Source organism: Tardiphaga sp. 839_C3_N1_4 (genome assembly GCF_051811045.1).
Lineage (GTDB): Bacteria > Pseudomonadota > Alphaproteobacteria > Rhizobiales > Xanthobacteraceae > Tardiphaga.
In genome coordinates, this window is sequence record NZ_JBPWQD010000001.1 from 4,699,609 (window position 1) to 4,725,774 (window position 26,166).

Here is a 26,166-nt window from a genome sequence, read left to right on the forward strand (position 1 = left end):
CCACCTGGAAGTGGGCGCCCCATTATTCCGCGTACCGGGCAAACGCCGCTCAGGGCCGGCTTTTTTCTCCCGCAGCGCAATTGCCATCCGCCCCAGGCTTCTGGCATCGTCCGGCCGCCTCCCGGATCGACCGGGGGCGGGCGCGCAGGATCGCGCACAAATCAAGAAAAGAAGTCGAGGAATTTCCCATGTCGATGCCGGCTTTGTTCAAGAACCGCCTATCGCTGCCCGTGATCGGTTCGCCGCTATTCATCATTTCGGTGCCGGATCTCGTCATCGCGCAGTGCAAGGCTGGAATCGTCGGCGCGTTTCCCGCGCTGAATGCACGTCCGGCGGCGCTGCTCGACGAATGGCTGCACCGGATCAAGGAAGAACTCGCTGCGCATGACAAGGCGCATCCGGATCGGCTCTCCGCACCCTTCGCGGTCAACCAGATCGTGCACAAGTCCAACAACCGACTCGAGCAGGACATGGCGCTTTGCGAAAAGCATAAGGTGCCGATGATGATCACCTCGCTTGGCGCGCGTGAAGAACTCAATCAGGCGGCCCATGCCTGGGGCGGCATCGTGTTTCATGACGTCATCAATCAACGTTTCGCGCACAAGGCGATCGAGAAGGGTGCTGACGGCCTGATCCTCGTTGCGGCAGGCGCCGGCGGTCATGCTGGCGAGATCTCGCCGCTCGCGTTCGTCGCCGAGACTCGGCAGTGGTTCGACGGTCCGATCGCACTGTCGGGCGCCATCGCCAACGGTCGCGCCATTCGCGCCGCGCGTATCCTCGGTGCCGACTTCGCCTATATCGGTTCGGCCTTCATTGCCACCACCGAAGCCAATGCGGTGCCGGGCTACAAGGACATGATCGCGGCCTCCGGCTCGGAAGACATCGTCTATTCGAATCTCTTCACCGGCGTTCACGGCAACTACCTGAAGCCGTCCATCGTCGCCGCCGGCATGGATCCGGACAATCTGCCGGAGTCCGATCCAACCAAGATGAATTTCGGCACCGATGCGTCAGGCGAGCGCGCCAAGCCAAAGGCCTGGAAGGAAATCTGGGGCAGTGGCCAGGGCATCGGCAGCGTGTCGAAGGTCGTGCCGGTGGCCGAGCTCGTTGCGCGCTTCAAGAAAGAATATGACGAAGCGATCGATCCGCCGCTCTGATCCTGCATTGAGAAGGCCGATTTGATGGACGCCATCTATCGCGTGGACGGCAATCATGTCGTCACCAGCCCGCATGCTGCGGGTCCATGGAACGAGACCATGCAGCATGGCTCCGCACCGTCGGCGCTGGTGACATGGCTTGCCGAGCAGATGCCCACCGCAAGTCCGATGCATGTGACGCGTGTCACCATCGACTTGTTGCGGCCGGTGCCGGTGGCGCCGCTCACTTTCGAGACGGAAGTGCTGCGCGAGGGTCGCAAGATTCAGCTCGTTGGCGTCAGACTGTTGGCGAACGGTACAGTCGTGGTGCGTGCGACAGTGCTGAAGATCAGGGCGGAGGCGCAGGCGCTTCCGTCGGAGATCGCCGATCCGCCGGTCACGGTGCCGCCGCCGGATCAGGGTGGATTGCTGGAGCCACGTTACGCCAGCAGTCCCTTCGTCACCGGCATGACCATTCGCGCGGTGCGCGGCGGCTTCCTGTCGCTGGGGCCGGGCGCGATCTGGTACCGTGCCAACCGGCCGATCGTCGAAGGCGCCGGCCTCTCGCAGGTGATGCGTGCCGTCATCGCGGCCGACTTCAGCAACGGCTCGTCACCGGTGCTGAGTTTCGACGACTGGACCTTCCTGAATGCCGACCTCACCGTAAGCCTGTCGCGTCCCCCGGTGGGCGACTGGATCCTGCTGGACGGGGAGAGCTGGATCGGGCCGGATGGCGCCGGTCTTGCTGCGTCGAAGCTCGCCGATATCAATGGTTATTTCGGCCGGGCAGTGCAGAGCCTGGTCATTGAGAGACGGTGACGACCGGCGCGCTTTTTAGAATTTTTGTCCTGGACCGGGAACCGATTGATATTGCCCCGGTTATCGCGCGTCAGGGGGCAGTATGAGTTCGACGCACGTGCAGGACGACAAAGCCAGAACCGGCATCTGGGGATTGGATAATATCCTCTCCGGCGGATTCTCCCGAGGTCACATTTTTCTTGTCGAAGGCGCGCCGGGGACAGGCAAGACCACGGTCGCGTTGCAGTTCTTGCTGGAGGGCGCGCGGGTCGGAGAGAAATGTCTCTACATCACGCTCTCCGAGACGAATAGTGAGTTGCGCGATGGCGCAGCGTCCCATGGCTGGGCCCTCGACAAAAGCATTGAAGTTTTCGAACTCCTGCCGCCGGAAAGCCTGCTTGACGAGGATCAGCAGCAGAGTCTGCTCTATTCGTCCGACCTCGAACTCGGCGAAACCACCAAGCAGATATTCGAGGCGGTGGAACGCACCCAGCCGAGCAGGGTCGTGCTGGACAGCCTGTCCGAAATCCGGCTGCTGGCGCAGAGCTCGCTGCGTTATCGCCGCCAGATACTGGCTATCAAGCATTACTTCGCAAAATTCGGCACGACGGTGATGTTGCTCGACGACCTCACGGCGGAAGTGGCCGACAAGACAGTGCACAGCGTCGCGCATGGCGTGCTGCGGCTGGAAGAACTGGCGCCCTCCTACGGTGCCGAACGTCGGCGTGCGCGGGTGATCAAGTATCGCGGTGTCAAGTTTCGCGGCGGCTACCACGATGCCACCATCACCACGGGCGGCCTCAACGTCTTTCCTCGGTTGGTCGCATCCGAATTCCGCAACAGCATGGATCGCAAGACCAAGTCGAGCGGCATTGCGCAGCTCGATCAACTGCTCGGCGGCGGTATCGAAACAGGCTCGAGTACATTGATCCTGGGGCCGGCGGGCACGGGCAAATCGCTGACCGCGATCGTCAACGTGGTCGCAGCGGTGAAGCGCGGCGAGAAGGCGGCCATGTTTATCTTCGACGAGGAGCTTGGACTGCTGTTCGATCGCATGAAGGGGATCGGAATCGATCTCGCCGCCATGCAGGAAAGCGGGCGTCTGTTCGTCGAGCAGGTTGATGCCGCTGAATTGTCGCCGGGTGAATTTGCGCATCGCGTCCGTCGTCAGATCGACGAGCACAACATCAAGACCGTCGTGATCGACAGTCTCAATGGCTATCAGGCCTCGATGCCGGAAGAGAACTCGCTGATCCTGCACATGCATGAGCTACTGCAATATCTCAACCGCAGGGGCGCAGCGACCTTCATGACGGTGGCGCAGCACGGCCTCGTCGGCGATATGAAGGCGCCGGTGGACGTCACCTATCTCGCCGATACCGTGATCCTGCTCCGTTACTTCGAGGCACGCGGCAGCGTTCGCCGCGCGATGTCTGTAATCAAGAAGCGAACCGGCGCGCATGAGTCGACCATTCGCGAGTACCGGATCGACGGGCGAGGTCTCACAATCGGCGCGCCGCTTAGCGAATTCCAGGGCGTGTTGCGCGGCGTACCCATCTATAGTGGTCAAAGCGCTCTGCTCGAGGGATCCTCGGCGTGAAACCGGGACGTTCCTCCGAGCGCGCTGTCATCCTTGCTCCCACAGGGCGTGATTCTGCAGTGGCTGCCGCCTTGATCCGCGAGGCCGGTTTTTACGCGCAGCCCTGCGAGGACTTCCTGTCGCTGCTCGAGGAGATCAAGGGCGGTGCCGGTGTCGCCGTGATCGCCGACGAGGCGATCAAGACCGTCGATCTGCGCGGCCTCGGCAACTGGCTGCACGATCAACCGTCATGGTCCGATTTCCCGATCGTCTTGCTGACGCGTCAGGGCGGCGGACCGGAGCGCAACCCGGATGCCGCGCGGCTCGGACAGTTACTCGGCAATGTGACGTTCATCGAGCGCCCGTTTCACCCGACAACCCTGATTTCGATCGTCGGTTCGGCCGTCCGCGCGCGCCGGCGCCAATATCAGACGCGTGCCATTCTCGAAGATCTCGGCGACAGTCAGGGGTTGCTGCAGACGGCGCTCGATGCGGGACGGCTCGGGACGCTCGAACTGCATCTGCCCGAACTTCGGCTTGAGGTCTCGGATACGACCAAGGCATGCTTCGGCCGCCGACCGGATCAGTCGTTCACGTTCAGCGAGTTGCAGGCCGCGGTTCATCCCGATGATCGCGAGCAACGCCAGCAGGCGCTCGATGCGACGCTGATGGCCGGCGCGGATTACAATGTCGAATACCGCAATATCTGGCCGGACGGCTCGGTGCATTGGGTCGAGACGCGTGCGCGCATGGTCCGTGGGCCTGACGGCAAGCCGAAAACACTCGTCGGCGTCTCCGTCGATATCACGGCGCGGAAGTCTGCCGATATCGATCGCGACAATTTGCTGGAGCAGTTGACGGCGGAGCGGTCCGCGCTTGCCGAGCTTACGGCGACGCTCGAACAGCGCGTTGGGGAACGCAGCAACGACCTGATGAAGGAAGTTGCGGCGCGCGAGAAAGCGCAGGACCAATTGCGTCAGGCGCAGAAGATGGAGACCATCGGCCAGCTCACCGGCGGCGTCGCGCATGACTTCAACAATCTGCTGATGGCGGTGATGGGCAATCTCGATCTGCTGCGCAAGCGCATGCCGGACGACCCGCGCCTGAAACGACTGGTCGATGGCGCGATGCAGGGCGCCGAGCGCGGCGCCTCGCTGACGCAGCGGCTACTGGCCTTTGCACGGCAGCAGGATCTGAAAGCCGTGGCCGTCGATCTCGGTGCGCTGGTCCGCGGCATGAGCGATCTGCTCGAACGTTCACTCGGGCCGCGCGTCGCGCTGCGTCTCGATATTCCCAACGATTTGCCGCGGGCGCAGATCGATCCCAATCAACTCGAACTCGCCATCCTCAATCTCGCGATCAATGCGCGCGACGCCATGCAGGACGGCGGCTCCATCGATATCAGGGTGAAGAAGCATCGGGTCGGCAAGGGCGATCCGATTCTGAAGCCCGGCGACTATCTCAAGGTGTCGATCATCGACAATGGCGCCGGCATGTCGCCGGAGACGTTGAAGAAGGCGATCGAGCCGTTCTTCTCGACCAAGCCGGTCGGCAAGGGGACTGGTCTCGGTCTGTCCATGGTGCACGGTCTGGCTGTGCAGCTTGGTGGCACGCTCGATCTCTCCAGCGTTGTCGGCAAGGGAACGACGGCGACCCTCGTGCTGCCGGTCACCGACAGGAAGCCGGAGGCGGTCGATCCGGCCCATGTCATGCGCCACGCCGCGCGCTCTGCCGTGATCCTGTTCGTCGATGACGATCCCCTGATCGCGATGTCGACGACGGAGATGCTGGAGGATCTCGGCCATCGGGTGATCCCCGCGAATTCGGGGCGGCATGCGCTGGAGATTCTGAAAAGCGACGAGCCGCTCGATCTGATGATGACCGATCACATGATGCCCGGCATGACGGGCATCGAGCTTGCGGCTTATTCCCGCGAAATGCGGCCATCGCTGCCGATCCTGCTCGCCACCGGCTATGCGGATTTGCCCGAAGGCGCTCAGGTCGATCTGCCGCGGCTTGCCAAGCCGTATCATCAGGATCAGCTCCGGGATCGGCTCGATCAACTGCTGGGCTGAGCCTCCCGCAGCGGTGGTATCAATCTGCTCACGGCGCAGCGAAATTAACCATTCGTTAAATCCTGTGGAACCAACAATGCCCTGATCGGGAATCAACCGATTCAGGGGCCATCATGGATATCGAAGCCTATTTCGCGAAGACGCCGGCCACGATCGAGGAGATCAAAGCACGCGTGGCCGCAGCTTTCGGCCGTCATCCGCTGTGCCGCGAGGTGCAGTTCGACATCGTCAGCACGCCCCGCGCCGGAAAAGGCGCGAACTGGACCATCAGCATGCAATCGGTCGCCCCGGATGCGCTGTGGGAAGCCTCCGATATCGTGAGCGATATCCAGGAAGCCTATGTTCTCGCCAACGCCGCCTGAGCGTTTATGAGTATTATAACACCGCTACGGTATGGTTAGGCCTTAATTAATCTCCATTTGTGAGGACAGGTACCTCTGGTAGTCCTGAATTTCGGAGACTGGCTTGACGCGTGTGCTGACCCTTCTTGTGCTGGGCTGCCTGTTGCTGACCGGCGTGGCTGTTGCGAGCATCCTCGGTCGCGATAGCATCCCATCGCTGTCGCTGTCATATGACGACAGTGCCGCGCAAAATTCGGTCGCGGTGTCGCGCGGACCGGTTTCCAACTCCCAAGGCAAGAAAGACAGGCTGCCAGTCGCCGGCGCCATGATGGCGTCGCTCGATCCGCAGCAGGTGCCGAGCGTTGACGGCAGTCCGTTGCGCCAGGCTTTTGCATCCGACAGTCCGATCGAAGCGCCCGGTTCGACGGTGCTTGCGCCGATCGTGGTGCCGCAGCCGACCGCCAAGCCCAAGGCCGCCGCCAAGCCGGTGCAGAAGACCTATACGCTGCTCAGCGATGCGCAGATTTCGGCGATCAAGAGCCGGCTCAATCTGACCGCGTCGCAAGAATCCTACTGGCCCGGCGTCGAGGCGGCGCTGCGCAACGTGGCGCGCAGGATCCACGAGACCAAGCAGGCCAGTTCGTCGGCCGGCGCGCCGCCGATCGATCCCGACAGCGACGAGGTGCAGCAGCTCAAGTCCGCTGCAATGCCGTTGCTGTTCCAGTTGCGTGAGGATCAGAAGCGCGAAGTCCGTGCACTGGCGCGCATGATCGGGCTCGAAAAGGTCGCGTCGGCGATCTGAGCGCCTGTCACATGCCGGTCCGCCGGCGACGCATGACTGTCGCAACCCGTAACAGACAAATTGTCGCGCCTGTCATCCGGGTTTCGCATCCGTGGTGCAGAGATTAACGCCTCTTAACCTGTAACGGGGGCGTTTCATGACCGATTTCACACTCAATCAACCCATTTCCGGAAGCGGGCCAGTCGAGCCGGCATCGCGGCCCAATCTCGACAAGGGCTTCAACCCGCTGACGATGATCCTGTTTTTCGGCATTCTCGCCGCCGGCCTCCTGTTCGTCGCCTACAGCATTTATGTGGACGTCAACGCCACCGGCACCCGCGTCACCAGCTACCTGCCCTACCTCCTGCTGTTCGTGGCGCTGCTGATCGCGCTCGGCTTCGAATTCGTCAACGGCTTCCATGACACCGCCAATGCGGTGGCCACGGTCATCTACACCCACTCGCTGCCGGCGGAATTCGCCGTGATGTGGTCGGGCTTTTTCAACTTCCTCGGCGTGCTGTTCTCCACGGGCGCGGTGGCCTTCGGCATCGTTTCGCTGCTGCCGGTGGAATTGATCCTGCAGGTCTCCAGCGGCGCCGGCTTCGCCATGGTGTTCGCGCTACTGATCGCGGCGATCATCTGGAATCTCGGCACTTGGTATCTCGGCCTGCCGGCCTCCAGCTCGCACACCCTGATCGGTTCGATCATCGGCGTCGGTATCGCCAATGCGCTGATGCGCGGCCGCGACGGCACCTCGGGCGTCGATTGGGGCAAGGCCACCGAAATCGGCTATGCGCTGCTGCTGTCGCCGCTGTTCGGCTTCGCCTGCGCCGCCATCCTGCTGCTGATGCTGAAATTCGTGGTGCGCAATCCCGCTCTGTATAAGGCACCGGACGGCAACAAGGCGCCGCCGCTGTGGATCCGCGGCATTCTGATCGCCACCTGCACAGGCGTGTCCTTCGCGCATGGTTCGAATGACGGTCAGAAGGGCATGGGCCTGATCATGCTGGTGCTGATCGGCACCGTGCCGACCGCCTATGCGCTGAACCGCGCATTGCCGGAATCCCGCGTTGCCCAGTTCCAGGTCAACTCCATCGCGGCCGCCAAGGTGATTGCAGCCAAGGGTGCCGGTCACAGCATCATCGGCGATCCCCGTCCGGCTGTGACCACTTACGTGTCGCAGCGCAAGATCAGCGAAGGCACCTATCCGTCGCTCGCCGTTCTCGTCCAGCAGGTCGGCGATCAGGTTCGCAGCTATGGCACGCTCGACAAGGTGCCTGCGGAATCCGTCGGCAACACCCGCAACGACATGTATCTCGCATCGGAGGCCATCCGCTTCCTGATGAAGGACAAGGAAAACGACCTCAACAAGGAAGATGTCGCGACCCTCAACGCCTATAAGGGCTCGCTCGATGCCGCCACCAAGTTCATCCCGGATTGGGTGAAGATCGCCGTAGCCATCGCACTCGGCCTCGGCACCATGGTCGGCTGGAAGCGCATCGTCGTCACCGTCGGCGAGAAGATCGGCAAGACGCATCTGACCTATGCGCAGGGTGCTTCGGCCGAACTCGTGGCCGCTGCCACCATCGGCGCGGCCGACGTCTTCGGTCTGCCGGTTTCGACCACCCACGTGCTGTCGTCCGGCGTTGCGGGCACCATGGCGGCGAACGGCTCGGGCCTGCAGATGGCCACCATCCGCAACCTGCTGATGGCCTGGGTGCTGACGTTGCCCTGCGCCATCATGCTCTCGGCCTCGCTCTACGTGCTGTTCAGCCAGTTGTTCTGAGGATAGGCGAGGCCGCTGCGGAAACGCGGCGGCCTCGCTCTTTCAAACCGCTAAAAGAAAAGGCCCGCGCATCATCTGCGCGGGCCTTTTTGTATAACACTGTCATTCCGGGGCGCGTGCGCACTTGCGCGCGCGAACCCGGAATCTCGACATGGGATGAACACTTCGGGATTCCGGGTCTTCACCTCCGCCGGCTAAAGCCGGCTACGGCGAATCCCGGAATGACGAGCAATATGCCTTTACGAACTGCTCTCGCGATGCACGTCGTGCACCACGATGCCCTTGCCTTGCTCCGGCAGCGCCAGCCAGTCGCGGCGCTTCAGGGTGCGACGGGTATCGTCGAGGCCGCTCTGCCAGTGTTCGCGCATCGAGGTCGCCGAGAATTCGTGGTCCTTGGAATCGCCCTCATAGGCCTTCTGCTGGTAGATCATCTGCAGGATGGTGATCTCCGGCAGATCCGACAGGCTGTCGCGCCGCGCGCGTTCCTCGTCGCTCAGCTGGTCGTCGGGAATGCGCTGCAGCACCTTGTAGAGTTCCGACTTCAGATTGTTCATGCGCCGGTAGATGTCGGTGTTGTGGCGGGTGCGGGACGAATAGACGATGTCCTTGTGCCGGGCCAGCACCTCCTGGATATCCCGTGGCAGCACGCCGCGGGCGCTGAACAGATCGACCTGGAAGACGAGCGAGTTCATCTTGTCTTCCTGGTCGAGCAGGTGCTGCAGCGGCGTGTTGGAGACGATGCCGCCATCCCAGAAATGATCGGTGCCGATCTTCACCATCGGCAAAGCTGGCGGCAGTGCGCCTGATGCCATCACGTGTTCGGGCGCGATGACTTCCTTCTTGTTGTCGAAATAGAGGAAGTTGCCGGTGATAACGTTGACCGCGCCGACGGCGAAATGGATTTTGCGCGAATTGATGAGATCGAAGTCGACCAGTTCGAGCAGGGTGTCGCGTAGCGGCGAGGTGTCGTAATAGCTCGTCGCCGTCTTTGCACCGGCCGGGCTGAACCAAGGATTGACCTCGTGCGGCTTGAAGAAACCGGGCTGGCCGAGGGTCGTGGTCATGAACGAGCTCGCGAGATTGCGGGCCTTGCGATAGACGTCACCGTCCGGTGTGTAGTGCCAGACCTTGCGGGCGGTGATGCGGTCCCAGAAGATCTGCAGCTTCTCCAGCCGGTCTTCCGGCGGATTGCCGGCGATGATCGCCGAATTGATCGCGCCGATCGATACGCCGCACACCCAGTCCGGCTCCATGCCTTGCTCATGGAGCGCCTGATACACGCCGGCCTGATAGGCGCCGAGGGCGCCACCGCCCTGCAGCACCAGTGCTACACGATCACAGCGATCGGGGCGCCAGCCGGTCTCGACAGTCGTATCTGAATCGGGTGTCCGCGCGTCCATCTGGGTCTTCTCCTCAGCGATCACATGATGTTGGCGGCAGAATTCAGATGAGCAGTGACGGCGTTGTGACAAATGGCAAATTCGATGACCGCGCGTCAGTCCATGAGCGCGTCACGCGGCTGAAGGAAATTCCTCATACCGCCGTCAAACAGCATCGCTAGCAAAGAAGCAGATATTAACGTTTGCTTACGAAGGGCTGCGCGCATGCTGTCTGAAAAGTCCGCCATCATCACCGGCTCCACCAGCGGCATCGGCCTTGGTATCGCGCGCGGCCTTGCGGCCAGCGGCGTCAATATCGTGCTGAACGGCTTCGGCGACGCCCATGAGATCGAGGCGATCCGCAGCGAGATTGCCGACAGCCATCAGGTCCGGGTGCTCTATAGCGGCGCCAACATGGCCGACGGCAACGACATCGCGGCGATGATGGCACAGGCCGAGCAGGAATTCGGCGGTGTCGATATCCTGGTCAACAATGCCGGCATTCAATATGTCGCGCCGCTCGAGGAATTCCCGGTCGAGAAATGGGACGCGATCGTGGCGATCAACCTGTCGAGTGCGTTTCACACCACGCGTCTCGCCATTCCCCACATGAAGGCGAAGTCCTGGGGCCGGATCGTCAACATCGCTTCGGCCCATGCGCTGGTCGCCTCGCCGTTCAAGTCGGCCTATGTCGCGGCCAAGCACGGCATTGCCGGGCTGACCAAGACGGCGGCGCTGGAAGTCGCCGAACACGGCATCACCGTGAATGCGGTATGCCCGGGTTATGTGATGACGCCGCTGGTCGAAAAGCAGATCCCGGAGCAGGCCAAGGCGCGCGGCATCACTGAGCAGCAGGTGATCTCCGACGTGCTGCTGGCCGCCCAGCCCACCAAACGTTTCGTGACCGTCGAAGAACTGTCTTCGGTCGTCAATTTCCTCTGCACCGACCACGCCCGTTCGATCACCGGCATCACGCTGCCGGTCGATGGCGGGTGGACAGCGCACTGAGTTCAATCCAACGATCCGAACCCTGCGATTTCACACTCAAGGAGTTTCCGATGCGCCAGGAAGACATCCTCCGTTTGCCGTCGATGCCGATGGCCGGCCCGAGCTATCCCGCCGGTCCCTATCGCTTCATCAATCGCGAATTCCTCGTCATCACCTATGAGACCGATCCGGACCTGATCCGGATGGGTTTGCCCGAGCCACTGGAGCCGATCGAACAGTCCATCGTGCATTATGAGTGGATCAAGATGCCGGACTCATCCGGCTTCGGCAGCTATACGGAAACGGGCCTCGTGATCCCCGCGCGTTTCAAGGGTGAGGACGTCAATTTCGTCTCGCAGATGTATCTGGACGATGATCCGCCGATCGCCGCCGGCCGCGAGATCTGGGGCTTTCCGAAGAAATACGCGCATCCGAAGCTTGAAGTGGTCAAGGACACGCTGACCGGCACGCTGGAATATGCCGGGCAGCAGGTTGCCATGGGCACGATGGCCTACAAGCACGGTGCCATGGCCGGCAATGGCGAAGCGACGCACGCCACGCTCTCCAAGACCCAGATCAATCTGAAGCTGATCCCCGGTGTCGATGGCAGCGCGGAAGTCTGTCAGCTGGTGGCGATCAACCTGACTGATATCACCGTCAAGGGGTCGTGGTTCGGCCCGGGACGCCTGCACCTGGTCCCGCACGTCAATGCGCCGGTCGCCGACTTTCCGGTGCGCCGCGTGATCGGTGCGCATCATTTCCTGGCCGACCTGACATTGCCCTATGGCCGTGTCGTCCATGACTACAACAAGCAGAGCGATACACTCGCCGAAGCCGCCGAATAGAGCATGATCCGGAAAAGTGGAAACCGGTTTTCCGAAAGATCATGCTTGAGACAATGAGATGAGGTGATGATCCGATTTTTTCTAATCGGACCATCATCTCATCTCGGCTGACATATCCCTGTAACAAGGGTGTCATTAAGTGCCTGCGGCGGACTGACACAGTCGGAGAGCCGCAGGCAGATATTTTATTTTTTGGTGGCGCATGCGTATTGCGTTGCGTGAAAAACGGTGGGTGTCCGATGCAGCTTGAAGTGCCGGTCACAACTGCGGAGGTGTCGTCCACACTTGGCTCGGCCGATCGGATTCCGGGTCTGGTCTGGGCCTTCCGCATCCATTCCGACGGCAAGCCCGAGCCATTGCCGGTCGATGCGGGTATCGACATTGCCCATGGCGGATTGCTCTGGCTGCATTTCAACCTGACTGACGCGCGCGCGCTGCAATGGCTGGCGCAAATCCCGTTGCACGCGCCAGAGCAGGCCCGTGCCTTGCTGCTGTCCAAGGACACCTATCAGCAGCTCCATGCCACCGATGACAGTATCTATGGCGTGATCTCGGACCTGTTGCGCGATATCGACGAGGCAACCGAAGACACCGGCTATCTGCGCTTCGTGATGACCGAACGCCTGTTGATCAGCGGCCGTCATCATGCGCTGTGTGCCGTCGATGCCACGCGTCGTTCGCTTGAGCAGGGCCAGCGTATCGACAGCATGGCCTCGCTGCTTGAGACGATCGTGGAGAATGTCGCCGACACCATGGATGGGGTCGCCGACAGTTTGGCGATATCGCTCGACGAGATCGAGGAACAGGTGGTCTCCGGCGATTCGCGGGACATGCTGCAGAAACTCGGTCGTCTGCGCCGGACCTGCGTGCGGCTGCATCGGCAGCTTTCCGGGCTGCGCATCGTATTCCAGCGGCTTGAGGCCAAAGGTCAGCGCGAGCTGAAGCCTGCGCTGCAATTGCGCGCCGGCAAGCTGGCGCAGCGGCTCGACGGGCTGGATCACAATGTGGTCGAGATGCGCGAGCGCAGCCGGTTGCTGCAGGAAGAGCTGCATCTGCAGATCGAGGAGCGCGGCAATGAAAGCCTGCGTGTGCTCTCGGTACTCACCGCACTGCTGCTGCCGCCGACGCTGGTCACCGGCATCTTCGGAATGAACACCAAGGGCCTGCCGCTGACCGATGTTGAAACCGGATTTTTCTGGGCGGGCGCGCTGATATTGATTTCGTCAGCATCGGCCTATGCCGTGATGAAGCGCCTCAAGATCATCAGGTAGCTATCATGGTTGGTGTGTTTCCGTGCTGGATGGCCCGTGCGATGATGGTGCTCGTCGGCCTTGTCGCGTTTGGGACGGTCTCGCTGTCATCTGCGTATGCCGGCGATTGGCGCGATAACGGCCTGAAGCCGATCAATGACCGGCTCGCCGAATGGGGCGTTGCACTGTCAGCCACCTATATCGGCGAGGCGCTCGGTAATGCCTCCGGCGGCATCCGGCGTGGTGCGGTCTATGAGGGGCGTTTCGATTTCGGCGTCGATGTCGATCTCGACAAGGCGGTCGGCTGGAGCGGCGCGACCTTTCACGCCAATGTCTATCAGATCCACGGACCTGGCCTGTCGCGCGACTATATCGGCAATCTGATGCTGGTTAGCGGCATCGAGGCGCTGCCGGCGACGCGGCTTTATGAATTCTGGATCGAACAGTCGCTGTTCGGCGGCAAACTGCTGGTGAAGGTCGGTCAGCAACCCTCCGATATCGAATTCATCGACAGCAAGTATGACGATATCTTCGTCAATTCGGCGCTGGGCTGGCCCGGCATCACCGGCGTGATCCTGCCGGCCGGCGGACCGTCGCCGCCGCTCGCCGTGCCGGGCGTTCGATTCAAGGCCAGTCTGTCGGATGCGTTTACGGCCTATCTGGCGGTGTTCAATGGCAGTGCGGCTGCGCCCGGCCCGAATGATCCGCAAATTGCCAACGCGCACGGTCTCGCATTTCGCGTCAACGATCCGCCGTGGATCATCGGGCAGCTGAAATACAGCTACAAGCTCGGGCCGTCTGAGCTGCCCGGATCGATCACCGGAGGCGGCTGGGTGCATCTTGCCGAATTCGATGACGAGCGCTGGACCGCGCAGGGCCTGTCGCAGGCCGATCCAGCCGGCACCGGTGAACCGCTGATGCGGCGCGGCAATCGCGGCGTTTTCGCCGTTTACGAACAGCGGCTCGCCTTCAGCGCACTCGGGCCTGACAAGGGCATCGGCTTCTTTGCGCGCACGTCGATCAGCCCGTCCGATCGTAACCTGATCAGCTTCTATCTCGATGGCGGCATTCAGGTGTCGGGTTTCTCGGCAGAGCGGCCGGATGACAGGTTCGGCATCGCCATGACCTATGCGCGCATTTCGGATGGCGCACGCGGGCTTGATCGTGACGTCCAGCTTTTCACCGGCATTCAATCGCCGATTCGCGATTTCGAAGCCGTGCTGGAAATGACATATCTTGCTGCGGTCGCTCCGGGCGTGGCGGTGCAGCCGGTGTTTCAATATGTGATGCATCCCGCCGGCGGGGCCGTCGATCCCAACGATGCCACGCAGACGAAGCGGATCAAAGATGCCGCGGTATTCGGCGTCCGCACCACCATCAATTTCTGAGATGTCTCAGCAGGCAGCTTCGGCCGGCGTTTTACTCAGGCCCGCAGCCGCCTCGGCGATCATCTCATAGGACTTGAGCCGCGTGGCGTGGTCGTAGACGTCGGAGACGATCATCAGCTCATCCGCGCCCGTCTCCTCGACCAGCGCAGCGATGCCGGCGCGCACGGTTTCCTTGGAGCCGATGATCGATCGCCGCAGCATGCCCATGGCCTGCATCTTCTCGGCCGGCGCCCAGTAGGTCTCGATATCGTCGATCGGTGGCGCGCTCAGCCCGCGGGTGCCGCGGAACATGTTGGTGAAGGACATCTGCTGCGTGGTCCACAACCGCTTGGCCTCGGCATCGGTGTCGGCGGCGATGATGTTGACGCCGACCATCGCATGCGGCTTCGTTGACTGTTCGGAGGCTTCGAAGTGCTGGTGATAGATCTGCAGGGCTTGCAGCAACTGGTCGGGCGCGAAATGCGAGGCGAAAGCGTAGGGCAGGCCGAGCGCTGCGGCGAGCTGCGCACCATAGGTAGAGGAGCCGAGAATCCACAGCGGCACATCGGTACCCGCGGCCGGCACAGCCTGCAGGCGCTGGTTTGGGCCGGCCGGGGCGAAATAGGCCTGCAGCTCCTGGATGTCCTGCGGGAAATTGTCGGAATTCTGCAGCGAGCGGCGCAGCGCCCGCATGGTCATCTGGTCGGTGCCGGGTGCACGGCCGAGGCCGAGATCGATGCGGCCGGGAAACAGCCGCGCCAGCGTGCCGAACTGTTCGGCGATGACGATGGGGGCATGGTTCGGGAGCATGATGCCACCGGCACCAACGCGAATGGTTTTGGTCCCCGCTGCGATATGACCGATCACCACCGAGGTCGCGGCGCTGGCGATGCCGATCATGTTGTGATGTTCGGCGACCCAGAAGCGCTGATAGCCCCAGCGTTCCGCATGGCCGGCGAGATCCCGGGAATTGTCGAGCGCGCCGCGCGCATCAGTGTCCTGGGTGACGCGGACGAGGTCGAGGATGGATAGTGCGGTCATGACTGGGCTCCCATTGCCCTTGCCATGTGGGCATGGCTGGGGCCGATTGCCAGCCGGTTGCGCGCCCGGCATGGCAGCTCGGCGTTACTCCCGAGCGGTCAGGTCAGGTCCGCGTGGAAAGCGCGCACGATTGCGGCGCATTCGGCCGGCTTTTCCATCTGCATGAAATGCGAGGCGTCAGGCACAGTGGTGAAGGCAAAGCCGCCGTCGCGCGCGAAGGCACGCTCCATGTCGACGAACGGGCTGGTTCTCGTCTTCGGTTCACCGGCGACGAGCTGCACCGGCAGCCTGACGCTGCACATCCGCTCCCAGGCGCCCGGGAGATCCTGCATGGTGAAGATGCTGGCCTCGAATTCCCTGGCGCAGGCGAGTTCATAGAGCTGGCTGTCGTCGTTCCAGCGCAGCGTGGATGCGGCGAGTGCTTGCAGTCCGGCATCGTCGACGCCGGCAAATGCCCGGCTGCGGCGATAGGAATCGAACAGCTCCTGCACGTTGGGAAAGGTAGTGCGACGCTGCGCGGCGCGTCCGGCAAGCCTGTCATTTTCCGTGCGGAAACTCTGGAACTCCGGATAGCTCGCTGGCGGTGTTGCCGGCGGCTCGAAGCCGACGACGCCGATCCACGACGTCTCATATTCGGCGGCATGCAGCAGGGTCGTCAGGGCGCTCATCGAATGAAATGCACCGAGGCTCGGCGCCGCGCCGAGTTCGCGTGTGATCCCTTGCATGATCGCCTCATAGTCGCGAATGAGCTGCGGCCAGACATGCGGGATGGGCTGGCGATACGGACTGCTGCGGCCGTGATGACGGAAGTCGAACACCACGGTCTCGTAGTCATCCGTGAAGAGGCGCCAGAAGCTTTGAAAAGCATCGATGGCGAGACCGTTGCCATGGCTGCAGATGATCCGTGGACCTTTTCCATAAACGCGGATGCTGGCTGTGGCGCCATCTTCGAGCAGAACCTGAAAAGCGTGCGTCTCGGCCGCAACGGCCGGAGCGGAAGGCGCATAGTCCATATGGGGGAGAATCCGTTATATTTTGGAGCAGAAGGCGAAGCTGTCGCATGCTTGGCCGGACCGCAGAGTCTGAGAGACTTCGTCTGAAAGACTTTGCTGCTCACCGTCAGTTCGTACGCAGTTGCAGGATACAAAGCGCGGCGGGGCGGTTCAAGCCACACCCGGTCATACCAGCTCAGCTGGAACGCCTGACGATCGCCACGCGCCCGTCGAGCGGGATCGTCGCGCGTCCGTCTGTCACCGGTACGCGGCGCCACTCGGCATCGTCATTCGGACGGTTGAAGGAGAGCGAAGCAGCAGAACCCTCGACGGAGATGTCGATCGGCTCCGTGGGCACAGAGATGTCCTCGGCCTGCTCCACATTCCAGCAGCGCACCGCGCGCCATACCGCAAGCAACGGTTGTCCCTGCGCATCCCAAAACGCGATGTGCCGCAGGTCGGGCGCCGTGGATGCCACGCGTAGCGGCGGATCGTTGCTGGCGCGGCGCGCGCCTTTCAATGCGGACAGGAGATTCCGGATCGCATGGTAGCCGGGCTTCGGCGAGCCGTCATTGCGAACGAGGCCCCAATGATGCTCTCCGTCGTCGGGATCGGTACCGCCATCGAAAAATTCGTAGAGGAATGTCCGGAGAATGCCGAGGTGGAAGTTGTTGAGCAGCAGCCGCGGCAGATAGAGCGCCGCCGCCGTCTCCGACACGCCGGATGTGCCGGGCTTCACGACGTTGCAGTAGCCGCATTCGGTTGCCAGTGCGGGCGCACCGGGTTTGAACGCGTCGCGCATATTGTGCAGATACCACGACACCGCGGCGTAATCGTCGGATGTCTCGGGCTCCTGTGCACGCTGCACATAGGAATGGATGGCGACGGCATCGCTGAACTGCGCGGCCGGGCGCAGCAGCGCGACGTCGGCGGGCTTCCAGTTGATCACGCTTGGCGACAGCAGCGGCAACTCCGTCGCCGCATATCGCGCGCGCAGCGCATGGTGCACCTCGCGCTGATAGTTCACGACGACATTGCTCCAACCGGGCTTCGCCAGCGGCAGCGACAGGAACCAGTCGCTGTTGCCCTCGTTCTGGCCCTCCATCGCCGAGATGCGCTCGATGCCCAGTGCAGCGAGATAGGTCATCATCTCCGGCACGGTGTTGGTTGCCGGCGACACGACAAGATTGAACAGGATGTTCGAGCGTTTGTTCAGCGCGCGCCAGCGATCGAGATCGTTGCTTGGCCGCAACTCGTCGCGCAGATGGCGAATGCCTGATGCCGCGAGCAGATCGTGAAACCGGTCGAAATGACTCGCATATGGCTCGCTGCTGATATGCACATTGACGCCGACACTGTCGGTAAAGGTATCGGACGGGCCGGGAAGCGGCAGCGCGGCCAATGGACTCGAGCGCAGCATCATCGATGCGGCGCCTCCCATCAGGATGGCTCGTCTGCTCAGGCCGGGCATCTCGATCTCGCACGCTTGAAGCCCCAGTGACGCTTCGGGGCAGTCTGAGCCTGTTAGACTTAATAAACCGCCGATCGACAAGAGATGTTCTCGTCAGCGATCTACCGAACCGGTCCGCTGGCCCGCGAGATCACTGCCATCGCGGAATGAACAACTGTATGCGCTCGCAAAAACGTGAGCTGCGATAGCCCTCGGCCTGTCGGCTCCGGCCCGTCCCGTGCGTCTTCCACTCAGAGAGCGCTAACGTGGAGACCAGGAATGACCAATTCTCACTATCGCTGGGTAATCGTCGCCGCGGGCGGCCTTCTGGGCTGCGTCGCGATCGGCGGCATGTTTTCGCTGCCGGTGTTCCTGCAGCCGATCGCGCGGGATACCGGCTGGTCGGTCACCGGTATATCGAGCGCCATGACAATTGGCTTCCTCGCAATGGCTGTCACCAGCATGATCTGGGGCACCTTGTCCGACCGATGGGGGCCACTCCCGGTGGTGTTGACCGGGTCGGTCGTGCTCGCGTCAAGCCTGGTGCTGGCGAGCCTCGCGACGTCTCTGGTCGTATTTCAATTCGTCTTCGGGCTGATGGTCGGCGGCGCCACCGCTGCGATCTTTGCGCCGATGATGGCAACGGTTACCGGCTGGTTCGATACGCATCGTAGCCTGGCCGTGTCGCTGGTTTCGGCGGGGATGGGCATGGCGCCCATGACCATGTCGCCGCTGGCGGCCTGGCTCGTTTCGAACCACGATTGGCGCACCTCGATGCAGATCGTGGCCGTCGTCGTGGCCGCGATCATGATTCCAGTCTCGCTGCTGGTGCGCCGCGCGCCGGCGCTGGCGACCGCGCCTCCCGCGCCATCCGCCGAGCCGGTGCAAGCAGAGATGTCGCGTGCGCAGGCGCTACGCTCGCCACAGTTCATCATCCTGCTGCTGACGAATTTCTTCTGCTGTGCCACGCATTCCGGGCCGATCATCCATACTGTGAGCTACGCGATCAGCTGCGGCATACCGATTGTCGCTGCAGTCACGATTTATAGCGTCGAAGGTCTGGCAGGGATGGGCGGCCGTATCGCCTTCGGCCTGCTCGGCGATCGCTTTGGCGCCAAGCGTGTACTGGTCTTTGGCTTGCTCGCCCAGGCGTTCGGCGCGCTCGGTTTTGTCTTCGTGCGTGAGCTCGGCGGGTTCTACACCGTGGCGTCGGTCTTTGGCTTCATCTATGCAGGCACCATGCCGCTCTACGCCGTTCTCGCGCGCGAAAACTTTCCGTTGCGGATGATGGGCACAGTGATCGGCGGAACGGCCATGGCCGGCAGTCTTGGCATGGCGACTGGACCTCTCGCCGGAGGTTTGATCTACGACGCGTTCGCCAGCTACGCTTGGCTCTATATCGGCTCCTGGATTATGGGGCTCGGCGCTTTCCTGATCGCAATGACATTCAGGCCGATGCCGGTCGTGAAAGCGGAGCCCGCCCCCCTGCCGGCGTGAGGACAAATCTTCCAGTCGCCATTTGCGGGTGACGCGCTTCGGAAATATAGCCCGTCGTCAACGGATTATGCTGATGAACTGTTGGTGCCCCTGGCCGGAATCGAACCAGCACTCCTTGCGGAACTCGATTTTGAGTCGAGCGCGTCTACCAATTCCGCCACAGGGGCCTTCGGACGCCGGCCGGAGACCGGGGGCGCGAAGCGGGCGGAATATAGCGGGCGCGGGCGGCGGGTCAACCTGCGGTTTGGCCGATAGAGCCGCCGCGCACACTCCAGTGTGATCGGGGCTGCCTCGACAGGCTGGTGAGCCCGGGATAGGACGCAGCAGCCACTCCGGAGAGCCCCGTGACTGCCCAGACCGCCCCTCAATCCGCGCCCGTGCATGCCTCATCCAACCCGGCGCTGATCGCCGCGCTGGCGGTCGGCCTGATCGCGCTGGCGACGCTGGCGGGAGCCTGGTTCTTCCAGTTGGTGCTGGACATCCAGCCGTGCCCGCTCTGCCTCGAACAGCGCTATGCCTATTATCTCGCGATCCCGCTGGCGGCGCTGGTGGCGATTGCCGCCGCCAGGGACGCGCCGCGCGCCCTGGTTGTGACCGGCCTCGGTGTGCTGGCGCTGGCGGCGCTCGCCAATGCGGTGCTCGGCGGTTATCACGCCGGGGTCGAATGGACGTTCTGGCAGGGTCCGACGGACTGTTCGGGTCCGGTGGTCGATCTCGGCAAGGCCGGCAGCCTGCTGGAGCGCCTCGACACCGTGAAGGTGATCCGCTGCGACGAGGTGCAGTGGCGCTTTCTGGGCCTGTCGCTGGCCGGCTACAATGTGCTGATCTCGCTGGCTATGGCGGCGATCGCGCTGTGGGGCGCAGGCAAGACCGCACGGCGCTGATCCGCCGCCGGTCCTGCCTGCTGGCGCACCGCTACCAGCGATAGCGCAGCGTGCCGATTACCGTGCGACCCTGGCTCAGATAGCAGTAGCCGGAATTGCAGACCGCGACCTGCTCGTCGGCGACGTTATTGGCGTTGATCGAGGCCTGATAGCCCGCGAACTTGGGTCCAAGCTTGGCGAGATCGTAACGCGCGGCCAGATCGAACAGCGTATAGCCGTTGTTGCGCGAGGTGTTGTCGTTCGACGTCCAGGTCGCGTCGATATAACGGACACCGGCGCCGAGACCTAAGCCTTCGAGCGAACCGTTCAGGAAGGTGTAGTTCATCCAGCTCGACGCGGTGTGCTTCGGTGTCACCGCGGGGGTCTTGCCGAGCTCCGACGCGATTGAGCTCCTCGTGATCTCTGCGTCGGAATAGGTGTAGGCCGTCACCGTTTCGAGTTCGGGCGTGAGCCGTGCGCGTGCCTCGAATTCGAAGCCCTGCACGCGGATTTCGCCGACTGAGGCGTAATAGGCGATACCGTTGACATAACCGGCGAGCTTGGCGGCGTTCTTCTCCTTGAGGTCATAGATCGACGCCGTGAGTAGCACGTCGGGCCGTGGCTGATACTTCACGCCGCCTTCGATCTGTTCGCCTTCGGATGGCGCCAGCACGATGCCGTTGATGCCGAGCGAGGTCTCCGGCTGGAACGAGGTCGCATAGCTCACATAGGGCGCGATGCCGTTCTCGAAGTGATAGAGCAGGCCGGCGCTGTAGGAGAACGCACTGTCGCTCCGCGCGCCTGTGACGGCGCCCGTATAGGAATTGGTTTGCGTGCGATCGGTCCAGTCCTGACGGCCGCTGAGCGACAGGTGCCAGTTGCCGAGTCGCATCTGGTCCTGCAGATAGACGCCAACCTGTTCCTGCGTCGAACGCGAACCGGACGTATAGCCCGGGGTTGGGCCGGCAATGCCGTAGACGGAATTGAGGATGTTGAGCGCATAGCTGGGATTCACGGGGCCCAGGCCGAGCTTGAAGTCCCAGGTATTGTGATCGTAATTCACGCCGAACAGCGTGCGGTGGACGATCGGGCCGGTGGCGAAGTCGGCCTGCAGCGCATTGTCGGTCTGCCAGCTCGTCTGGTCGTCGCCGACGGCCACGGCACCGCGGTCATAGACGGTCGATGTCGCCGTCGCGAAGCTGCCGCTGACATAACGCGATTCCGCATGCAGCACGCCGAACCGCGTGTGCTGGCGGAACGTGAAGACGTCGTCGAAGCGGTGCTCGAGCTTGTAGCCGACCTGCGCCTGTTGCTGCCGCAGATAGTCGTATTTCGGATCGCTCGATCGCAGCTTGAGGGTCGCGCCGTTGACGTTCACCAGCTGGCCGTCGCGATTGAGCATGGCGACGCTGGCGTCGGTTTCGTCCCTCTGGAGGATGGCATAGGCCGTCAACGTGGTGTCGATGGTCGGTCGCCAGGTGATCGATGGCGCCAGCATCAGCCGCTCGTCGGCGATGTCGTAATTGGTCTCGCCGGCGCGGCCGAGGCCCACCAGGCGGTACAGCAGCGACTTGTCGGAATTGGCGCCACCGATGTCGAACGCCGTTTGCATGCGGCCATAGGTGCCGCCTTCCAGTGAAATCTCGTTGACCTGATTCTCGACCGGGAATTTCGATCGGCGATCGACGAGACCGCCGGGGACAGACTGCCCATAGAGCACGGCGGCCGGGCCCTTGATCACCTCGACGCTGTTAAGCTGATAGGGTTCGGTCCGGAATGTGGTGAAGCCGGAGGGAAACTGCTTCAATCCGTCGCGGAAGTCGCCGAGCGTCGTCGTCGAGAAGCCGCGGACATAGATCTGATCGAAACGCGGATCGTAGCCGAAACCGCCGGTGGTGACGCCGGCTGTGTAACGCACTGCTTCGGGAATGCTGGTGACGCCACGATCATCGAGTTCCTTGCGGTCGATGACGCTCACCGAACGCGGCGTGTCGATCAGCGGCGTATTCGTCTTCGATGCCGAGCTGGCCTGACCTGCGACATAGCTGTTGTTGTCGGCGCTATAGATGCGCTTGTTGACCGATGATGCGGGTGCAATCTGCGGCGTCGTCGCGCGTGTCCGTTGTGTTGCGCGTGCCGATGTCTGTGATCTCGTTGCAGTCGTGTTGCGTGCGCGCTGTTGGGGCTTCGGCGCATCCACCGTGACTGGCGGCAGGCTGGCCTGCGCGAATGCGTCGCGCGGAAGATCCGTCGCCAATGCCATCACACTGACGGTGCAAAGCAGTGCAGTCTGCTTCGTCGATTTTCTTGTTCTCAATTTCATTTCAACGCCTCGATGATGCTGGTCACGCCAGCTTGATCGAGCGTCTAACTTGATTGGTTCTTTGGCGCACTACGATGCGCGATAGAATACGTCTAGACCTTGCGACGCAGGCATCTGCAACGCTGCAAGAAGCTCATATCGTTAGATCGATTCCATTGTTTCAATCGGTGTCTGCGAAGATCGAAGATCAATCGTCGATGTCGTCCTGCGCCTTGCCGAACAGATGCACGATGCCGGGCGTGACGATCGAGACATAGATGAAGCGCGACAGATGATGCGCGCCGACGAACACCGGATCGATATGAAGGGTCAGCGCCAGCGCGAGCATGGCGTCCATGGCGCCGGGCGCGAAGGCGACGACGACATCGCTCAGCTTCACAGTCGTGGTCAGCGCGATGATCGTCACGAACACGGCAGAGATGGCGATGGCCACCGTGAATGAGCCGAGCGCGGCCCAGACATGGCTGAGAATGGTGCGCGGCGAGATCTTGCCGAAGCGTGAGCCGATCAGGCTGCCGATGCCGACGAGGGCGGTGATGTAGGCCCATTGCGGCAGCGTGCCGTGGACCCAGCCGGTGCCGTGCAGCACCGATGAGGCCATCATCGCACCGAACATCCAGCTCGCCGGAAATTTGATCCAGCGCATGAATAGCGACACGGCGACAGCCGCGGCGGCGAGTTCGGCGAGCGCCAGCGGCGAGGCTTCCGGTCCGCGTGACGGCAGCGGGCCGTGACCCATCAGTCCGGTGGCGGCGAGCAGCAGCGGCACCATGCCGGTGAGGATGATGACGCGGAAAATCTGCACGACCGCGATGCCGGGCACGTCGGCATTGCGCTCGGTGGCCAGCATGATGATCTGCGACAGCGCGCCGGGGCTGCCGGCCAGCAGCGCGGAGGTGCGGTCCCAGCCATGGACGCGCTGCAGATAGATACTGCTGCCGAAGGTGGCGCAGAACGTGGCCAGTGCCAGCAATGCGATGGTCACCGGATAGGCGCTGAGATTGTGCACCATCTCCGGCGACACCATCGAGCCGAGCGACAGTCCCAGTGTCATTAGGATGACATGGGCCATCGGCTGCGGCAGGCCGACTGGACGGCCGAGGATGCCGTAGGTGGCGACCGCGATCATCGCGCCGGAGATCAGCCCGCCCGGTAATTCCGCCCAATAGAATAGCGCGCCGCCAATCGTTCCGATGACGAGCGTCTCGAGGGTGGTGCGGATCTGCAGGGAGCTGGGAAGAGCGATGGCCATTTGCACGGGAAGCTGAAGGAGCCCGCTTTATGGCAAAGTCCGCATCTGGCGACAAATGCGGTGTGGTCTACCTGTCCCTCGCTTTCGGGCGAGGGACAGGTAGATGACGAGAGTTTAGTTCGTTTTCGTGGTCTTCTTGCATTCCGAACGGAATTTACGGCGCTCGGTACCGTGCAGGCCCTTGGCGTCGGCCTGTTTCGAACATTCAAGCGACGCCGCCGTGCGGGGCTTTTCCGCTGTCTTGTCCGCAGGCGCCATCTTGTCGGCGGGGGCCGCCTTGGCGGGCGCAGTCTTGGTGGCCGCCGGCGCAGGTGTCTGAGCGGTGGCCGCGCCGAGCAGGAGGAAGGAGGCGACGGCAGCGGTAGCTAGGCTGGAAGCGAATCGGATCATGGCAGCACCTCGAATTGAACAGGGAGGATAGGGTGGGCGCGCCGGGCTGAACGGCAGGTGAATGAGTTGAAATATATCTGACGGTGCGATCACGATAATTTTTCGCAGGGAGCTGCGATCTCGTTGCCACATGCAGCGGTAGCGATAGGATGCCTTCGTCCACTTTTACTTAGTGTAGCAAAGGGAGAGAACACCATGACGATGCCCGTCAAATTCGCCTGCGCGATTGCAATGTCCGGTTTTGCTCTGCTTGCCTTCAGTCCGGCCCATGCACTCACCGCGACTGAATGCAGTGCAAAATATCAGGCGGCCAAGACCGCCGGCACGCTGAACGGCCAGAAATGGAACGACTTCCGCAAGGCTGAATGCGGGACCGATGCCGCTGCGACGACGCCGGCCGCCGCGCCTGCTGCAACCGCGGCGCCGAAGGCCGAAGCCAAGCCTGCCGAAGCCAAGCCTGCGGCTACGCCGAAAGCTGCTGCAGCCCCCAAGCCGGCAGCGACGACAGCTGCGGCTCCGTCAGGCCCTGCCACCTTCCCATCGGCGGTCGATCCGAAATACGCCAAGGAGACGGCCGGCAAGGCGCGGATGCACACCTGCGTGGATCAGTACAATGCCAACAAGGCCGCCAATGCCAATGGCGGCATGAAGTGGATCGAAAAGGGTGGCGGCTACTACAGCGAGTGCACCAAGAAGCTGAAGGGCGCCGCCTGATCGGATCAGCCGTGCGCTGAGGTTGATCGACATCACTTGCTTCGCGGGCGATAACGATCCGTCACCCGCGGAGTCCCCATGATTGCCAGTCTGTCCCTGATCCTGCTGTGCCAGCTCGCTGGCGAGATCGCCGTGCGCGCTTTTGCATGGCCGGTGCCCGGCCCGGTGCTCGGCATGTTGCTGCTGCTCGCTCTGCTGTTGCTGCGTGACCGTGCCGTGCTGTTCGCGCAGGGGCCGCTGCAGGGCGGCGGCGTGGAGAACGCCGCCAAGGGCCTGCTTGCACATCTGTCGCTGATGTTTATCCCCGCCGGTGTCGGCGTGGTGCAGAAGCTCGATCTGCTGGCCGAGCATGGCACGGCCATCGTCGGCGTTCTGGCGATTTCGGTGGTGATCACGCTGCTGGTGACGGTGGCGACGTTCCTCGTCATCAGCCGGGTCATGACACGCGGGCGAAGCGCGTCATGAGCGCCAATCCTTTCTCGCTCTGGGTCTACCTTTCGCAGCAGCCGCTGCTGTGGCTGACCGTGACGCTGCTGGTCTATGCGACGGCCGATGCGCTGTCGCTGGCGACCGGTCGGCATCCGTTCGCCAATCCAGTTTTCCACTCGATGTGGATCATCGCCGTGTTCCTGCTGCTCACCGGGACGTCCTACACGACCTATTTCAGCGGTGCGCAATTCGTGCACTTCCTGCTCGGTCCGGCGACGGTGGCGCTGGCCGTACCGCTCTACGAAAATCGCAAGGTGGTGGCGGCAGCGATCGTGCCGATGCTGGCTGCGCTGGTGGTCGGCTGTGCTACGGCGATCGTCTCGGTCGTGGTGCTGGCAAAGGCCTTCGGCCTGCCGCAAAATGTCGTGCTGTCGCTGGCGCCGAAATCGGTTACCGCCGGCGTCGCCATGGGTATCAGCGAGTCGCTCGGCGCCGACGCATCGCTGACCGCGGTGGCGGTGGTGCTCACCGGCATCATGGGCGCGATCATCGTCACCCCGATGATGAACCGCATGGGCATCACGGACTATCGCGCCCGCGGCTTTGCCGTCGGATTGGCGTCGCATGGGATCGGCACAGCGCGGGCCTTTCAGGTCGATGCGGTGGCCGGGGTCTTCGCCGGCATTGCCATGAGCCTGAATGCGCTGGTGACCTCTCTGCTGGTTCCGCTTGCCGTCACCCTTCTGGTGCGCTGATGGTCACGACAGCGTTTTCCTGGCAGGCGGATTTGTGATGCCGACTGCATGGAGCCGGGCCGGAAAGGTCACTATGGTCACGCCGTTGCGCGCATGATCCGTACAAGTGGACACTGATTTTTTCGAAAGATCATGC

At 62.6% G+C, this 26,166-nt stretch carries 23 protein-coding genes and 1 tRNA gene; 16 read left to right on the forward strand and 8 right to left on the reverse strand.

The window, feature by feature from the left end:
• Positions 1 to 188: 188 nt before the first annotated feature.
• The 7 genes from AB8A38_RS22470 (at position 189) to AB8A38_RS22500 (ending at position 8,496) form a co-directional block, all read left to right on the forward strand.
• The gene (locus tag AB8A38_RS22470) at positions 189 to 1,157 is read left to right on the forward strand and encodes an NAD(P)H-dependent flavin oxidoreductase (protein ID WP_068729293.1); all 969 of its coding nucleotides are present in this window, start codon (positions 189 to 191) and stop codon (positions 1,155 to 1,157) included.
• 24 nt (positions 1,158 to 1,181) lie between these two features.
• Positions 1,182 to 1,955, forward strand: a complete 774-nt coding sequence (locus AB8A38_RS22475; RefSeq protein WP_439087448.1) for a thioesterase family protein — start codon at positions 1,182 to 1,184, stop codon at positions 1,953 to 1,955.
• Between the two features lie 82 nt (positions 1,956 to 2,037).
• On the forward strand, positions 2,038 to 3,534 hold the full coding sequence (locus AB8A38_RS22480) for an ATPase domain-containing protein (protein ID WP_439087449.1): 1,497 nt from the start codon (positions 2,038 to 2,040) through the stop codon (positions 3,532 to 3,534).
• A gap of 59 nt (positions 3,535 to 3,593) precedes the next feature.
• Positions 3,594 to 5,588 carry an ATP-binding protein gene (locus tag AB8A38_RS22485; RefSeq protein WP_439087450.1) on the forward strand — a complete coding sequence of 665 codons (1,995 nt, stop codon included), beginning with the start codon at positions 3,594 to 3,596 and terminating at the stop codon, positions 5,586 to 5,588.
• Between the two features lie 113 nt (positions 5,589 to 5,701).
• Positions 5,702 to 5,950 (forward strand): hypothetical protein, encoded by a 249-nt coding sequence (locus AB8A38_RS22490; protein ID WP_068729285.1) that lies wholly within the window; start codon positions 5,702 to 5,704, stop codon positions 5,948 to 5,950.
• Positions 5,951 to 6,053: 103 nt separating this feature from the next.
• Positions 6,054 to 6,731: a hypothetical protein gene (locus AB8A38_RS22495; RefSeq protein WP_439087451.1), complete on the forward strand. Its 678-nt coding sequence runs from the start codon at positions 6,054 to 6,056 to the stop codon at positions 6,729 to 6,731.
• A 136-nt stretch (positions 6,732 to 6,867) separates the two neighbouring features.
• Positions 6,868 to 8,496, forward strand: a complete 1,629-nt coding sequence (locus AB8A38_RS22500) for an inorganic phosphate transporter (protein ID WP_439087452.1) — start codon at positions 6,868 to 6,870, stop codon at positions 8,494 to 8,496.
• A gap of 239 nt (positions 8,497 to 8,735) precedes the next feature.
• On the opposite strand, the gene AB8A38_RS22505 is transcribed toward AB8A38_RS22500, so the two are convergent.
• Positions 8,736 to 9,896, reverse strand: coding sequence for a patatin-like phospholipase family protein (locus AB8A38_RS22505; RefSeq protein WP_439087453.1), 1,161 nt, complete (start codon positions 9,894 to 9,896; stop codon positions 8,736 to 8,738).
• A 204-nt stretch (positions 9,897 to 10,100) separates the two neighbouring features.
• On the opposite strand from AB8A38_RS22505, the gene AB8A38_RS22510 reads away from it, so the two are divergent.
• From AB8A38_RS22510 to AB8A38_RS22525, 4 genes are all read left to right on the forward strand, one after another.
• Positions 10,101 to 10,883: a 3-hydroxybutyrate dehydrogenase gene (locus tag AB8A38_RS22510; protein ID WP_439087454.1), complete on the forward strand. Its 783-nt coding sequence runs from the start codon at positions 10,101 to 10,103 to the stop codon at positions 10,881 to 10,883.
• 50 nt (positions 10,884 to 10,933) lie between these two features.
• Entirely contained in the window at positions 10,934 to 11,707 is a 774-nt protein-coding gene (locus AB8A38_RS22515; RefSeq protein ID WP_439087455.1) for an acetoacetate decarboxylase, read from the forward strand.
• Between the two features lie 239 nt (positions 11,708 to 11,946).
• Positions 11,947 to 12,978 (forward strand): transporter, encoded by a 1,032-nt coding sequence (locus AB8A38_RS22520; protein ID WP_439087456.1) that lies wholly within the window; start codon positions 11,947 to 11,949, stop codon positions 12,976 to 12,978.
• A 5-nt stretch (positions 12,979 to 12,983) separates the two neighbouring features.
• Complete coding sequence (locus AB8A38_RS22525) at positions 12,984 to 14,345, forward strand: carbohydrate porin (protein WP_439087457.1); 1,362 nt, start codon at positions 12,984 to 12,986, stop codon at positions 14,343 to 14,345.
• Between the two features lie 6 nt (positions 14,346 to 14,351).
• Here the strand turns inward: AB8A38_RS22525 and AB8A38_RS22530 are convergent, their stop codons facing one another.
• The 3 genes from AB8A38_RS22530 to AB8A38_RS22540 form a co-directional block, all read right to left on the reverse strand.
• Positions 14,352 to 15,365: an LLM class flavin-dependent oxidoreductase gene (locus AB8A38_RS22530; protein ID WP_439087458.1), complete on the reverse strand. Its 1,014-nt coding sequence runs from the start codon at positions 15,363 to 15,365 to the stop codon at positions 14,352 to 14,354.
• Between the two features lie 98 nt (positions 15,366 to 15,463).
• The gene (locus tag AB8A38_RS22535; RefSeq protein ID WP_439087459.1) at positions 15,464 to 16,378 is read right to left on the reverse strand and encodes an alpha/beta fold hydrolase; all 915 of its coding nucleotides are present in this window, start codon (positions 16,376 to 16,378) and stop codon (positions 15,464 to 15,466) included.
• 175 nt (positions 16,379 to 16,553) lie between these two features.
• Positions 16,554 to 17,828, reverse strand: coding sequence for a hypothetical protein (locus tag AB8A38_RS22540; protein WP_439087460.1), 1,275 nt, complete (start codon positions 17,826 to 17,828; stop codon positions 16,554 to 16,556).
• 258 nt (positions 17,829 to 18,086) lie between these two features.
• Here AB8A38_RS22540 and AB8A38_RS22545 point away from each other — a divergent pair, with 258 nt between their 5' ends.
• A complete protein-coding gene (locus tag AB8A38_RS22545; protein WP_439087461.1) occupies positions 18,087 to 19,304 on the forward strand; it encodes an MFS transporter in 1,218 nt (405 codons plus the stop codon).
• Positions 19,305 to 19,386: 82 nt separating this feature from the next.
• Here the strand turns inward: AB8A38_RS22545 and AB8A38_RS22550 are convergent.
• Positions 19,387 to 19,471: transfer RNA gene (locus AB8A38_RS22550), tRNA-Leu, on the reverse strand.
• Positions 19,472 to 19,648: 177 nt separating this feature from the next.
• On the opposite strand from AB8A38_RS22550, the gene AB8A38_RS22555 reads away from it, so the two are divergent.
• Entirely contained in the window at positions 19,649 to 20,188 is a 540-nt protein-coding gene (locus AB8A38_RS22555; protein ID WP_439087462.1) for a disulfide bond formation protein B, read from the forward strand.
• A gap of 31 nt (positions 20,189 to 20,219) precedes the next feature.
• On the opposite strand, the gene AB8A38_RS22560 is transcribed toward AB8A38_RS22555, so the two are convergent.
• From AB8A38_RS22560 to AB8A38_RS22570, 3 genes are all read right to left on the reverse strand, one after another.
• A complete protein-coding gene (locus tag AB8A38_RS22560; RefSeq protein WP_439087463.1) occupies positions 20,220 to 22,490 on the reverse strand; it encodes a TonB-dependent siderophore receptor in 2,271 nt (756 codons plus the stop codon).
• 187 nt (positions 22,491 to 22,677) lie between these two features.
• Positions 22,678 to 23,742 (reverse strand): AbrB family transcriptional regulator, encoded by a 1,065-nt coding sequence (locus tag AB8A38_RS22565; RefSeq protein ID WP_439087464.1) that lies wholly within the window; start codon positions 23,740 to 23,742, stop codon positions 22,678 to 22,680.
• Between the two features lie 114 nt (positions 23,743 to 23,856).
• Positions 23,857 to 24,132, reverse strand: coding sequence for a PsiF family protein (locus AB8A38_RS22570; RefSeq protein ID WP_439087465.1), 276 nt, complete (start codon positions 24,130 to 24,132; stop codon positions 23,857 to 23,859).
• 195 nt (positions 24,133 to 24,327) lie between these two features.
• On the opposite strand from AB8A38_RS22570, the gene AB8A38_RS22575 reads away from it, so the two are divergent.
• From AB8A38_RS22575 to AB8A38_RS22585, 3 genes are all read left to right on the forward strand, one after another.
• On the forward strand, positions 24,328 to 24,846 hold the full coding sequence (locus AB8A38_RS22575) for a hypothetical protein (protein ID WP_439087466.1): 519 nt from the start codon (positions 24,328 to 24,330) through the stop codon (positions 24,844 to 24,846).
• 78 nt (positions 24,847 to 24,924) lie between these two features.
• Positions 24,925 to 25,311: a CidA/LrgA family protein gene (locus AB8A38_RS22580; RefSeq protein WP_439087467.1), complete on the forward strand. Its 387-nt coding sequence runs from the start codon at positions 24,925 to 24,927 to the stop codon at positions 25,309 to 25,311.
• Positions 25,308 to 26,030 (forward strand): LrgB family protein, encoded by a 723-nt coding sequence (locus tag AB8A38_RS22585; protein WP_439087468.1) that lies wholly within the window; start codon positions 25,308 to 25,310, stop codon positions 26,028 to 26,030. Before AB8A38_RS22580 ends, AB8A38_RS22585 begins: the two co-directional genes overlap by 4 nt.
• Positions 26,031 to 26,166 lie beyond the last annotated feature (136 nt).

Bases quoted from the DNA above. Each gene is read 5' to 3' on its own strand.
- AB8A38_RS22470 (WP_068729293.1), top strand. From the start codon at position 189: ATGTCGATGCCGGCTTTGTTCAAGAACCGCCTATCGCTGCCCGTGATC.
- AB8A38_RS22475 (WP_439087448.1), top strand. From the start codon at position 1,182: ATGGACGCCATCTATCGCGTGGACGGCAATCATGTCGTCACCAGCCCG.
- AB8A38_RS22480 (WP_439087449.1), top strand. From the start codon at position 2,038: ATGAGTTCGACGCACGTGCAGGACGACAAAGCCAGAACCGGCATCTGG.
- AB8A38_RS22490 (WP_068729285.1), top strand. From the start codon at position 5,702: ATGGATATCGAAGCCTATTTCGCGAAGACGCCGGCCACGATCGAGGAG.
- AB8A38_RS22500 (WP_439087452.1), top strand. From the start codon at position 6,868: ATGACCGATTTCACACTCAATCAACCCATTTCCGGAAGCGGGCCAGTC.
- AB8A38_RS22505 (WP_439087453.1), bottom strand. From the start codon at position 9,896: ATGGACGCGCGGACACCCGATTCAGATACGACTGTCGAGACCGGCTGG.
- AB8A38_RS22510 (WP_439087454.1), top strand. From the start codon at position 10,101: ATGCTGTCTGAAAAGTCCGCCATCATCACCGGCTCCACCAGCGGCATC.
- AB8A38_RS22515 (WP_439087455.1), top strand. From the start codon at position 10,934: ATGCGCCAGGAAGACATCCTCCGTTTGCCGTCGATGCCGATGGCCGGC.
- AB8A38_RS22520 (WP_439087456.1), top strand. From the start codon at position 11,947: ATGCAGCTTGAAGTGCCGGTCACAACTGCGGAGGTGTCGTCCACACTT.
- AB8A38_RS22525 (WP_439087457.1), top strand. From the start codon at position 12,984: ATGGTTGGTGTGTTTCCGTGCTGGATGGCCCGTGCGATGATGGTGCTC.
- AB8A38_RS22530 (WP_439087458.1), bottom strand. From the start codon at position 15,365: ATGACCGCACTATCCATCCTCGACCTCGTCCGCGTCACCCAGGACACT.
- AB8A38_RS22535 (WP_439087459.1), bottom strand. From the start codon at position 16,378: ATGGACTATGCGCCTTCCGCTCCGGCCGTTGCGGCCGAGACGCACGCT.
- AB8A38_RS22540 (WP_439087460.1), bottom strand. From the start codon at position 17,828: ATGCCCGGCCTGAGCAGACGAGCCATCCTGATGGGAGGCGCCGCATCG.
- AB8A38_RS22545 (WP_439087461.1), top strand. From the start codon at position 18,087: ATGACCAATTCTCACTATCGCTGGGTAATCGTCGCCGCGGGCGGCCTT.
- AB8A38_RS22560 (WP_439087463.1), bottom strand. From the start codon at position 22,490: ATGAAATTGAGAACAAGAAAATCGACGAAGCAGACTGCACTGCTTTGC.
- AB8A38_RS22565 (WP_439087464.1), bottom strand. From the start codon at position 23,742: ATGGCCATCGCTCTTCCCAGCTCCCTGCAGATCCGCACCACCCTCGAG.
- AB8A38_RS22570 (WP_439087465.1), bottom strand. From the start codon at position 24,132: ATGATCCGATTCGCTTCCAGCCTAGCTACCGCTGCCGTCGCCTCCTTC.
- AB8A38_RS22575 (WP_439087466.1), top strand. From the start codon at position 24,328: ATGACGATGCCCGTCAAATTCGCCTGCGCGATTGCAATGTCCGGTTTT.
- AB8A38_RS22580 (WP_439087467.1), top strand. From the start codon at position 24,925: ATGATTGCCAGTCTGTCCCTGATCCTGCTGTGCCAGCTCGCTGGCGAG.
- AB8A38_RS22585 (WP_439087468.1), top strand. From the start codon at position 25,308: ATGAGCGCCAATCCTTTCTCGCTCTGGGTCTACCTTTCGCAGCAGCCG.